Genomic DNA, 12,137 nt, shown 5'->3' with positions numbered 1-12,137 from the left:
GCATACAAGCGATAGCAAGGATGCCGACCTATCATGGATCTATCGGCTCCGCGCGTTCTTCGTCTCCTCGACCGGACTGCGCACGGCGGCATACATGCCTGTCGTGCGAAACTCCGTCGGATTGATGCCGTAGATGCGGCGAAATACCTTGGAGAAATAATTGGCATCGTCGAAGCCCGACATGATCGCGACTTCCTTGACGGGAATGAAGGCAGCCTTCGTCAGCAGCTTCGCCGCGCGCTGCATCCGTTGTTGCAGCACGAATTCAGCCGGCGGCACGCCTTCGCTCTCGGCGAAGACGCGCGAAAAATGCGCGCGGCTGAGACCGCCCACCTTTGCAAGCTCTTCGACCGGCAGTGGCTTGTCGAGATTGGCATTGATGTGGTCGATGACAATCTGCATGACGGAGCGGTCGGCAGCAAAGGCATGCGAGCCGAAGACGTCGTCGTAGAGCGCCATGGCGGCTTCATAGGCGATCGCCGAAGCCGAAGCCGGCGTCGTGGCGCCCTTGACGAGCCGAAGGCTGCAATCGGCAAGATGATCGATGGTCGCCTGCTGCAGCTTCAACACCGGACCGGCTGCGGCGAGGATCAGCCGATGGATGCGCAGCGCTTCCTCGCCGTTCATGGAAATCCAGAAATATTCCCAGCGCTCCCCCTTCTCCAGCCAATAGCGATGATTATGCGGCACGAGAACGAGCAGCGTATCACCGGCATTGACGCGATAGTTACGACTTTCATAGCGCAGGCGACCCGTGCCGCTGATCGTGTGCTGTAGCACGGTGAACGGTGTGAGGCCGCGCCGTCGTCCATCCCAATCATAGGGTTCGTCGTCGCGGATTTCATATCCCGCACTGGTCGGCATGGCGTGCAAGCGGTGGCGTCCACGCGGCAGGGAAACCGTCCGCATGACCTGTCCGTTATCGATCAATTCTTGCAGCACAAAATTACCCTCAAAAGCATAATAGTTCTCTGTTCGCCTCCGTGATTATAGGCATAATCCCGCCAGAAAACAGCGCATGCTCGCCGGCGAGGAACGGCGATCGGAGGAAAAATCACGATTTCGGCCAGTTTCGCAATCGCTGCGATCATGGACCAAAATGCTGTCGATTTCCCTGCCGCTGCTTATTCGATCGACTTGAAGGTGAGGATCATGAGTTTCAAAATCGCTATTATCGGCGCCGGCAGCGTCGGCTTCACGAAAAAGCTGTTCACCGACATTCTCTGCGTGCCGGAATTCCGCGACGTCGAATTCGCGCTGACCGACGTAAGTGAGCACAATCTGACGATGATCAAGGCGATCCTCGATCGCATCGTCGAAGCCAACAAGCTGCCGACACGTGTCACGGCCACGACGGATCGCCGCGCGGCACTGTCAGGCGCACGCTATGTCATCAGCTGCGTGCGCGTCGGCGGCCTCGAAGCCTATGCCGAAGATATCCGCATCCCGCTGAAATACGGCATCGATCAATGTGTCGGCGATACGATCTGCGCCGGCGGCATTCTCTATGGCCAGCGCAACATCCCGGTCATTCTCGACTTCTGCAAGGATATCCGTGAAGTCGCAGAGACGGGCGCCAAGTTCCTGAACTATGCCAATCCGATGGCGATGAACACCTGGGCGGCGATCGAATACGGCAAGGTCGACACGATCGGCCTTTGCCACGGCGTCCAGCATGGAGCCGAACAGATCGCCGAAGTGCTCGGCGCGAAGGACAAGAACGAACTCGATTATATCTGCTCGGGCATCAACCACCAGACCTGGTTCGTCGATCTGCGCTTCAACGGTCGCAAGATCGGCAAGGATGAGCTGATCGCAGCCTTCGAGGCGCATCCGGTCTATTCAAAGCAGGAAAAGCTGCGTATCGACGTTCTCAAGCGTTTCGGCGTCTATTCGACGGAGAGCAACGGACACCTGTCGGAATACCTGCCCTGGTATCGCAAGCGCCCCGACGAGATCAACAAGTGGATCGACATGTCGGACTGGATCCATGGCGAGACCGGCGGCTATCTGCGTCATTCCACCGAGACACGCAACTGGTTCGAGACGGAATTCCAGCAGATCCTCGATAGCGCCTCGCAACCGATCGACCCGGCACGCCGCTCCAATGAGCATGCCAGCCATATTCTCGAGGCGTTGGAAACCAATCGCGTCTATCGTGGCCATTTCAACGTCAAGAACAATGGCGTCATCACCAATCTGCCCGCCGATGCCATCATCGAGTCACCCGGCTTCGTCGATCGCTTCGGCATCAACATGGTGGCGGGAATTACTCTGCCGGAGGCATGTGCAGCGACCTGCATATCCTCGATCAACGTTCAGCGCATGTCGGTCCATGCCGCTATCAGCGGCGATATCGACCTCTTGAAGCTTGCCGTCCTGCATGATCCGCTGGTCGGTGCCGTCGCCACACCGGAGGAGGTTTGGCAGATGGTCGACGAAATGGTGGTCGCGGAAGCGCGCTGGCTGCCGCAATATGCCCATGCGGTTGATGGTGCGAAGGAGCGCCTGTCGCAGGGCAAGGTCAAGACGCGTGACTGGAAGGGTGCGGCAAGCCGCAACGTACGCTCGATCGAGGAATTGCGGGCAGAAAAGGCCGCGTTGAAGCAGGCCGGCTAACGAACAGCAGATCGGAAGACAATGGCTGCGGCGGCAGAGGGGTGATATCCCGCCGCAGCCGGCCGTCTTCCGTTTTACGGGAGGAACGCGACGCCTCGAACGGAAAGCTCGCGATATTGGGAGAGAGAACAAGATGAGACATTTTCGACCGATCGGCCTTCTCGCCGCGTTGACGATTGCCACATCCGCGATCGCCATCAGCGCCTATGCAGCCGAGCCGACAGTGCCGCCCGTTCCGCCGGTTTTCCCGGCTGAGGGCAAGATCAAATATGTCGAGCGCAACTCCATCCTGGAGTTCAAGGCGCTGCCGGAATATCACGAGCCCGCCTGGGTCACGGACAAGTTCGTCAAGACCGGCAAGCTGCCGCCCGTCAAGGATCGCGTGCCGAAAGAGCCGCTGGTCTTCAAGACCGGCAACATGCCTGACGGCATCGGCGTCTACGGCGATACCATGCGCCATGTTATCGGCGGCAGGCCGGAAGGCTGGAACTACGGCGCCGGGCAAACCCAAGGCTGGGGCGGCATCGACATCGCCCTTTCGGAATGCCTGACGCGCACGGCTCCCCTGTTCCAGGTAGAAGCAAAGGATACCGAACCGCTACCGAACCTTGCCAAGGGCTGGGAATGGTCGTCCGACGGCCATAAGCTCACCATGCATCTGATCGAAGGCGCGAAATGGTCCGACGGCGTGCCCTTCAATGCCGATGACATCATGTTCTACTGGGAAGACGAGGTCATCGACCCGAACGTCTCGCCGCTTGGCGGCGGCGCATCGCCGGAAGCTTTCGGCGAAGGAACGACGCTGAAGAAGATCGATGATTACACCGTCGAATGGACGTTCAAGGATGCCTTCCCGAAGCAATATCTCTATACGATGGCCTATCCGAATTTCTGCCCAGGCCCGTCGCACATCCTGAAGCCGCAGCACCCAAAATATTCCAAGAACACCTACGATCAGTTCAAGAATGCTTTCCCGCCGGAATATATGAACATTCCGGTCATGGGTGCCTGGGTTCCAGTCGAATACCGGCCGGATGATATCATCGTCCTGCGTCGCAATCCCTACTACTGGAAGGTCGACGAGAAGGGTAATCAGTTGCCCTACCTCAATGAGCTGCACTACAAGCTCTCGACCTGGGCGGACCGTGACGTCCAGGCTGTTGCCGGTTCTGGTGACATTTCAAACCTGGAGCAACCGGAAAATTTCGTCGCTTCGCTGAAGCGCGCCGCACAGCCCGATGCGCCGGCTCGTCTTGCCTTCGGCCCTCGCCTCATCGGCTATAACCTGCAGATGAATTTCTCCGCCAATGGCTGGGGCAGTCCCGATCCCCGTGCTCAGGCCGTTCGCGACCTGAACCGCAATGAGGATTTCCGCAAGGCTGTTACGATGGCACTGGACCGCAAGGCCCTCGGCGAGTCACTGGTCAAGGGCCCGTTCACGGCGATCTATCCGGGCGGTCTTTCCTCCGGCAGCAGCTTCTACGATCGTAATTCCACCGTCTATTATCCGTTCGATCTTACTGCGGCTAAGGCCGAGCTTGCAAAGGCTGGTCTGAAGGATACCGACGGCGACGGCATCGTAAACTTCCCGGCGGGCGTCAACGGCGGCAAAGATGTCGAGATCACCCTGCTGGTCAGCAACGACTACACCACCGACAAGAGCCTGGCCGAAGGCGTCGTTGGCCAGATGGAGAAGCTCGGGCTGCGCGTCATCATCAATGCGCTCGACGGACCCAAGCGTGACGATGCCAATTACGGCGGCCGTTTCGATTGGATGGTTCGGCGTAATACTACGGAGCTCGCCTCGGTCGTCCAGAATACGGAGCAGCTCGCACCTGTCGGTCCCCGCACGAGCTGGAACCATCGCGCGGGTGCGGATGGTACGGTTGATCTCATGCCCTTCGAAAAGGACATGGTGGATGTCGTCAGCAAATTCACGACATCGAAGGACAACGACGAACGCGTGGCTTTGATGAAGCAGTTCCAGAAGATCTCGACGGGACACCTCTACAATATCGGTCTGACCGAATATCCAGGCGCACTGATCATCAACAAGCGCTTCTCCAACGTTCCTCCGGGCACGCCGATCTTCCTGTTCAACTGGGCAGAGGACTCGATCATCCGCGAGCGCCTTTGGGTCGCAGCCGACAAGCAGGGCAAGTACGAACTCTTCCCAGAAGAGCTTCCGGGCGCTCCTGGCAGCCCCGGTCCGATCAAGTAAGGTCGCATGAAATACCCATGGCAGCCGGTATGATGCCGGTTGCCATGGGGCTTGAAACATCCAGCGATCAGCTGTCGCCGGGATAGAATTGAACCGCTGGCGTATATCATCCCGATGGGACGAGACCGCCGACAGCATCAAGAGAAGCGAACCGTTCTATGTTACGATTCCTGCTCGTGCGAATAGCCTCCGCCATTCCCGTGCTCTTCATCCTGAGCGTGGTGACCTTTGCGATCATTCAGGCACCACCCGGCGACTACGCTGATTACATACGCTCGCAATTGATGAACCAGGGCGGTGCATCCTTCGCGCAAGCCGATGAGCAAGCACAAATTTACCGCCGCGAACATGGGCTCGACAAGCCGCTGGTCGTTCAATACGTCAACTGGATCGGCGGTATCGTCACCCGAGGCGATTTCGGCTACAGCATGTTCTACAACAAGCCCGTCGCCGATGTCGTTGGAGAGCGCCTGCCGCGGACACTGGCTCTCGCGCTGGTCTGCCACATCTTCGCATCCGTTCTCGGCATCGGTTTCGGCATATGGGCAGCGACACGGCAATATAGCTGGATCGACAGCCTCCTGTCGGGCATTTCCTTTTTGGGCATGACAGTACCGCGCTTCCTGATGGCGCTGATCATCGTCTATCTTCTCGTCTTCCAGCTCAACGTCTCGGAGATCGGCAGCTTCTTCTCGCCGCAATATGGCGGCGCGCCCTGGTCCTGGGCCAAGTTCGTCGATCTAGTCAGGCATGTCTGGCCTGTCGTTGCGATCGCGACCTTCGGCGGCCTTGCCTACAATATGCGCGTCATGCGCGGCAATCTTCTCGACACGCTGAATGCTCAATATGTGGAGACCGCGCGGGCGAAAGGCCTTTCCGGAGGCGCCGTCGTCATGCGTCATGCCGTACCGAACGCGCTGCATCCACTCGTAATGTATCAAGGGGTTGTCCTGCCTTACATGCTGACCGGCGAGATCGAGACTGCCATCATCTTCACGTTGCCGACCGTCGGCCCGGCCATCGTCGGCTCGATGGCGATCGGCGACGTCTATGTGACGGCAACCTTCATGATGGTGCTTTCGGCCACCCTCATCATCGGCAATATCATCGCCGATATGCTGCTTGCGCTGCTCGATCCGCGTGTCCGTCAACAGGGAGGAATACACTGATGCTCGCCTTCAGCAAATCCCCGCCATCGCCGGAAGAAAAGATCCAGCACAAAAGCGGCAATGAAAGCTATATCGCACTGGTCTGGCGGCGTCTGAAGCGCTCCTGGACGGGCATGAGCGGTCTCGTTCTCGTCATCCTGCTGCTACTGATGGCGATCTTTGCCGAATTCGTTGCGCCTCTCGATCCGAAGGCGACCGATACCGGCTTTGCGCCGCCACAGGTCATCAGTTTCCATGACAAGGACGGCAACTTCGTCTTTCTGCCCCGCGTCTATGCGCTTGCCGAGACGACGGATCTCGACCCGGTCACCTTCCAGCCGATCGTCGGGCCGGACTATGACCACCCGCGCCTGCTTGGCTTCTTCGTCAAGGGTGATCCCTACTATCTGTTTGGTCTGATCCCCGGCAACCGCCATCTCTTCGGCGCGATCGACGGCGGTCCGGTGCATTTCCTCGGCACAGACAAGTTCGGACGCGATGTGTTGTCGCGCGCCATCTATGGCTCGCGCATCTCGCTGATGATCGCCTTGACCGTGGTTTCCATCGTCACCATCGTCGGCACAACGATCGGCATGATCTCCGGTTATTTCGGTGGTACGGTGGACGCCTGGATCCAGCGCTTCGTCGAGGTCGTGCTGGCTTTCCCGCAAGTGCCGCTCTATCTGGCGCTGACCTCACTGATCCCGGTGACTGCGCCTACGAACGTCTTTCTCGCCTTCGTCATTATCGTGATGTCGGCGCTCGGCTGGGCGCAGATGTCCCGCGAGGTTCGCGGCAAGACGCTAGCGCTGGCGCGGATCGAGTATGTCCGCGCCGCGATGGCGGTCGGAGCAACCGACTGGCGCATTATCCTGCAGCACATCCTGCCGAACGTCATGAGCCACGTCATCGTCGCGGTGACGCTTGCTATCCCGAGCGTCGTACTGCTGGAATCCTTCCTCGGCTTCCTGGGTTTTGCCGTCAAGCCGCCGCTGATCTCATGGGGTCTGATGTTGCAGGATACCTCGACCTATTCGGTCATCGGCTCCTATCCCTGGATCCTCTCGCCCGTCGCCTTCGTTCTCGTCACCGTCTTCGCCTTCAATGCGCTCGGCGACGGCCTGCGCGACGCAATCGACCCCTATTGAGGAGAACGGATATGGCTCTCGCACTCGTCAATCCCTATGCTCCCGACACCAGGCACGATGCCGGCGAAAAGACCACCTCGCCCGTCATCGACGCCCGCAATATTGCCGTCAAGTTCAAGGTCGAGGACGGCATGGTCGATGCCGTCAAGGACATCACCTTCCAGCTTTATCGCGGAGAAACCATCGCGATCGTCGGCGAATCCGGCTCCGGAAAATCGGTAACGGCCCGCACTGTCATGGGCCTCCTGACCAAGCGTGCCGTGGTTTCAGACAAAGCCGCCGTTCATTACGACGGCAAGAACGTGCTGAAATTTTCGGAGAGGGCGCGGCGGCAGCTGCGCGGCGACCGCATCTCGATGATTTTCCAGGAGCCGATGAGCTCGCTCAACCCGATCTACACGATCGGCAGCCAGATCGTCGAAGCGATACGGGTGCACCGCAAGGTCAGCCGGCGCGATGCTGAAAAGCGGGCGCTCGATCTTCTGAAACAGGTGCAGATCCCCGATCCGGAAGCGCGGCTGAAACAATATCCGCATCAGCTCTCGGGTGGACAGCGGCAACGCGTGATGATCGCCATGGCGCTCGCGAACGATCCGGACGTGCTGATCGCCGACGAGCCGACAACGGCGCTCGACGTCACCGTGCAGGCGCAGATCCTCAATCTCATCCGCGACCTGCAGAAGCAGCTCGGCATGGCAGTCATCCTGATTACCCACGACCTGACGGTGGTGCGCCAGTTCTCCGACTATGTCTATGTGATGCAGCATGGCGAGATGCGCGAGCACAATACGACCGAAGCACTCTTTGCCAATCCGCAGCATCCCTACACGCGGCATCTCCTGACGTCGGAGCCGCGCGGGCATGCAAAGCCGCTGCCGCCGAATTGCGACACGGTGCTCGAAGGCAAGTCCGTCAAGGTAGCCTTCATGCTGCGTCACGGCAGCTTCTTCAAACCCGACATGCGCGAGCTCGTCGCCGTCGGCGGACTGAATCTTGAGCTACGCCGCCATGAGACGCTCGGCCTTGTCGGTGAATCCGGCTCGGGCAAGACCACCTTCGGCCAGGCGCTGCTGCGCTTGATCGATACCGATGGCGGCGAGATTTTCTTCGACGGGCAGCCGATCCACGGCCGGTCGCGCGCCCAAATGCGCCCCTTGCGCTCGCGCATGCAGATCGTCTTTCAGGATCCTTTCTCGTCGCTCAATCCGCGCATGACCATCGGCCAGATCATTTGCGAGGGGCTGATTGTCAACAATCTCGGCGCCAACAAGGCCGAGCGCCTGGACCGCGTCAAGGAAGCGCTCGTCAGTGCCGGCATGCCGGCCAATATTCTCTCGCGCTTCCCGCACGAGTTTTCCGGTGGCCAGCGCCAGCGCATCGCGATTGCCCGCGCCATCGCGCTCGAGCCGGAATTCATTCTGCTCGACGAGCCGACTTCGGCCCTCGACCTTTCCGTCCAGGCCCAGATCATCGACCTCCTGCGCAAGCTGCAGGACGAGCGGGGTCTGAGCTATCTCTTCATTTCCCACGACCTCAAGGTCGTCCGCGCCCTTTGCCATCGCGTGATCGTCATGCAGCACGGCAAGATCATGGAGGAAGGGCCGGTCGAAGAAGTCCTATCGCATCCCAAGACGGCTTACACCGAACGCCTTGTCAGAGCGGCGTTCGAGGTGGCTTCATAGCATTCAGGAGATTTTGACATGACAGGCACTCCCAAGATCACATTTATCGGAGCCGGTTCGACCGTCTTCATGAAGAATATTATTGGCGACGTCTTGCAGCGCCCGGCCTTGGCAGGAGCCAGGATCGCGCTGATGGACATCAATCCGCAGCGGCTGGATGAAAGCGCCATCGTTGCCCGCAAGCTTGCCTCGACGCTTGGCGCTCCGGCCACGGTCGAGACCTTTACCGATCAGCGCAAGGCGCTTGACGGCGCACATTTCGTTGTCGTCGCCTTCCAGATTGGCGGCTACGAGCCCTGCACGGTCACCGATTTCGAGGTTCCGAAGAAATATGGTCTGCGCCAGACGATCGCCGACACGCTCGGCGTCGGCGGCATCATGCGCGGCCTGCGCACGGTTCCGCATCTGTGGAAGATCTGCGAGGATATGCTTGCGGTCTGCCCGAATGCGATCATGCTGCAATATGTGAACCCGATGGCGATCAACACCTGGGCGATCGGCGAGAAGTACCCAACGATCAAGCAGGTCGGCCTTTGCCACTCCGTGCAGGGCACGGCGATGGAGCTGGCTCACGATCTCGACATTCCCTATGACGAGATCCGCTATCGTTCCGCCGGCATCAACCACATGGCCTTCTATCTCGAATTCGAGCACCGCCAGCCCGATGGTTCCTACCGCAATCTCTATCCGGATCTCGTGCGTGCCTATCGCGAAGGACGCGCACCGAAGCCCGGCTGGAACCCGCGCTGCCCGAACAAGGTGCGCTACGAGATGTTGACCCGGCTCGGCTACTTCGTCACCGAAAGCTCCGAGCATTTCGCTGAGTATACGCCATACTTCATCAAGGAAGGCCGCGAGGACCTGATCGAGAAATTCGGTATTCCGCTCGACGAATATCCGAAGCGCTGCATCGAGCAGGTGGCGCGCTGGAAGAACCAGGCCGAGGAATATCGCACGGCGGAAAAGATCGAGGTCAAGCAGTCGAAGGAATATGCCTCTTCGATCATCAATTCGGTCTGGACCGGCGAACCCTCTGTCATCTACGGCAACGTCCGCAACAACGGCTGCATCACCTCACTGCCGTTCAATTGCGCAGCCGAAGTCGCCTGCCTGGTCGATGCCTCCGGCATCCAGCCCACCTATGTCGGCGACCTGCCACCGCAGCTGACGGCCTTGATCCGCACCAACATCAACGTGCAGGAACTGACGGTAAAGGCTCTGATGACCGAGAACCGCGAGCACATCTATCACGCCGCTATGATGGACCCGCATACCGCAGCGGAACTCGATCTCGATCAGATCTGGTCGCTCGTCGACGAATTGCTGGCGGCCCATGGCGATTGGCTGCCGGAATGGGCACGCGGCAATCGCAAGGTTCAGGCCGCCTGAAGCCACTCTCCCGGCTTGCGGCTCAAAGGCCTCGCGGTGCTGCCGCGGGGCCTTCCATTTTTACCGCACCGGAGAAAATGAAAATCCAAAACGCAGGCGATATTACCCCGATAACGGATGGCAAAGCACATTCGCCTGGGTTAGAAAACACACGCAGTTTGGAGGAGACGAACGACATGGCGAGCTCAGATACATTCACCACCGGAACCTTTGTCGGCCGCATCTGGCGCCCGGATGTGGAAGGTCCTGCCCTCGTCACCCTTCGCGATGGCACGCTCTATGACATCACCTCGAAGGACGCGCCGACCATGCGCGACCTGCTGGAGAAGGACGATCCGGTCGCTTTCGTGCGCGCGCAAAAAGGCGAGGCCGTCACAAAGCTTGATGATTTGCTGACTGCCAAGGCTGATACCGCATCCGTCCATCTTCTCGCCCCTATCGATCTGCAGGCGATCAAGGCCTGCGGCGTGACCTTTGCCCGCTCGATGCTGGAGCGCGTCATCGAAGAGCGCGCAGCCGGCAATCCGGACCTTGCCGAAGCGATCCGCGGCAAGGTGACGGCGCTGATCGGCGACAGCCTGCGCAACTTGAAGGCGGGTTCGCCGGAAGCCGCCAAGGTCAAGGCGGCGCTGATCGAGGAAGGTGTCTGGTCGCAATATCTCGAAGTCGGCATTGGACCAGATGCGGAAGTCTTTTCCAAATCGCAGGTCATGTCCTCCGTCGGGCAAGGTGCGGATGTCGGCCTGCATCCGATCTCCAAATGGAACAATCCCGAGCCGGAAATCGTGCTTGCCGTCGATAGCCAGAGCCGGATCAAGGGCGCCACCCTCGGCAACGACGTCAACCTGCGCGACGTGGAAGGCCGCTCTGCCCTGCTCCTCGGCAAGGCCAAGGACAACAACGCCTCCTGTTCGATCGGGCCTTTCATCCGCCTGTTCGATGAGACTTACTCTCTCGATGACGTTCGCAACGCCGATCTCGACCTCAAGGTCGAAGGTGAGGAAGGCTATGTGCTGCATGGTCGCTCGTCGATGAAGGAGATCAGCCGTGATCCGCTAGATCTCGTCTCCCAGACCATCGGCCGTCATCATCAGTATCCCGATGGCTTCGTGCTCTTTATGGGAACGCTTTTCGCCCCTGTCGAGGATCGCGACACGCCCGGTCAGGGCTTCACTCATAAGGTCGGCGACATCGTCACCATCTCGAACGACAAGCTCGGAGCGCTGCGCAACCGCGTGCTGCTGTCGACTGAATGCGCGCCATGGACATTCGGCGCCTCGCATTTGATGCGCAATCTTGCTCGACGTGGGCTGATTTGAGACGCCGGCTACCGAACGCGAGACTGAAGGAGCCAGTTTCGCGTTCAACTCTACAGTACTAATGGATAAGCGATATCAAAGGGGCGCCTGCCTCTCAAAAGCCCGCTCACCTAGCCCCTCAATCTCAATGGGTGGACATCGACTGCGGCTGGTCGAGGCGGCTGCGAACGGCGGTCAGTTCCGAGGTCGTGTGGTTGAGGCGGTCTGCCAGCACGCGCATGATCTCGACGGCCATTTCCGGGAAATCGCTGAGCAGCTTCAGGAAATGTTCCTTGCTGATTTTCAGCGCCTCCAGCCTGGAAGTCGCTTTCACCGTGGCTGTACGAGAGACATCGCAGAGGATGGCAATCTCGCCAACGATGGAATTGACGTCGACTTCGGCAACCTTGATCTCGCCGGCCGGGCTATCGACTAGAATATCAGCAGTCCCTGAAAGAACAACATAGGCCGCGTCACCTTGATCGCCCTGATGAAACAGGGTTTGGCCAGCATTGTAGCTGACACGATCGGACGTGAACGCCAAAAGTTTCAATTTCGCGGGTGCGATGCGCGAAAAAATCGGCACCCGCTTCAGCATTTCAACTTCATCCTTCAGAAGCATGAGCTTCAAT

9 protein-coding genes are annotated in these 12,137 nt (G+C 59.3%); 7 read left to right on the top strand and 2 right to left on the bottom strand.

The genetic code is table 11. The annotated features are described in order from the left end of the window. Positions 1 to 39 precede the first annotated feature (39 nt). A complete protein-coding gene (locus FHT73_RS10700) occupies positions 40 to 909 on the bottom strand; it encodes an AraC family transcriptional regulator (RefSeq protein WP_210290314.1) in 870 nt (289 codons plus the stop codon). Between the two features lie 243 nt (positions 910 to 1,152). On the opposite strand from FHT73_RS10700, the gene FHT73_RS10695 reads away from it, so the two are divergent. The 7 genes from FHT73_RS10695 (at position 1,153) to FHT73_RS10665 (ending at position 11,526) form a co-directional block, all read left to right on the top strand. Next, on the top strand, positions 1,153 to 2,619 hold the full coding sequence (locus tag FHT73_RS10695; RefSeq protein WP_183711495.1) for an alpha-glucosidase/alpha-galactosidase: 1,467 nt from the start codon (positions 1,153 to 1,155) through the stop codon (positions 2,617 to 2,619). 133 nt (positions 2,620 to 2,752) lie between these two features. Beyond that, complete coding sequence (locus FHT73_RS10690; protein WP_183711493.1) at positions 2,753 to 4,840, top strand: ABC transporter substrate-binding protein; 2,088 nt, start codon at positions 2,753 to 2,755, stop codon at positions 4,838 to 4,840. Between the two features lie 158 nt (positions 4,841 to 4,998). Further along, positions 4,999 to 6,009 (top strand): ABC transporter permease, encoded by a 1,011-nt coding sequence (locus FHT73_RS10685; RefSeq protein ID WP_015343442.1) that lies wholly within the window; start codon positions 4,999 to 5,001, stop codon positions 6,007 to 6,009. Beyond that, positions 6,009 to 7,136: an ABC transporter permease gene (locus FHT73_RS10680; protein ID WP_183711491.1), complete on the top strand. Its 1,128-nt coding sequence runs from the start codon at positions 6,009 to 6,011 to the stop codon at positions 7,134 to 7,136. The genes FHT73_RS10685 and FHT73_RS10680 overlap by 1 nt, the downstream gene beginning before the upstream one ends. A gap of 11 nt (positions 7,137 to 7,147) precedes the next feature. After that, a complete protein-coding gene (locus FHT73_RS10675) occupies positions 7,148 to 8,818 on the top strand; it encodes an ABC transporter ATP-binding protein (RefSeq protein WP_183711489.1) in 1,671 nt (556 codons plus the stop codon). Between the two features lie 18 nt (positions 8,819 to 8,836). Further along, entirely contained in the window at positions 8,837 to 10,207 is a 1,371-nt protein-coding gene (locus FHT73_RS10670; protein ID WP_132719288.1) for an alpha-glucosidase/alpha-galactosidase, read from the top strand. 176 nt (positions 10,208 to 10,383) lie between these two features. After that, on the top strand, positions 10,384 to 11,526 hold the full coding sequence (locus FHT73_RS10665; protein ID WP_183711487.1) for a fumarylacetoacetate hydrolase family protein: 1,143 nt from the start codon (positions 10,384 to 10,386) through the stop codon (positions 11,524 to 11,526). A gap of 124 nt (positions 11,527 to 11,650) precedes the next feature. Here FHT73_RS10665 and FHT73_RS10660 read toward each other — a convergent pair whose 3' ends face one another. Then, positions 11,651 to 12,127 (bottom strand): Crp/Fnr family transcriptional regulator, encoded by a 477-nt coding sequence (locus tag FHT73_RS10660; RefSeq protein WP_112335842.1) that lies wholly within the window; start codon positions 12,125 to 12,127, stop codon positions 11,651 to 11,653. Between the last annotated feature and the right edge of the window lie 10 nt (positions 12,128 to 12,137).

This window comes from Rhizobium sp. BK098, from assembly GCF_014193155.1.
GTDB lineage: Bacteria > Pseudomonadota > Alphaproteobacteria > Rhizobiales > Rhizobiaceae > Rhizobium.
The sequence above is the reverse complement of the archived record's forward strand: the minus strand, read 5'-3'. Positions and strand labels throughout refer to the sequence as shown.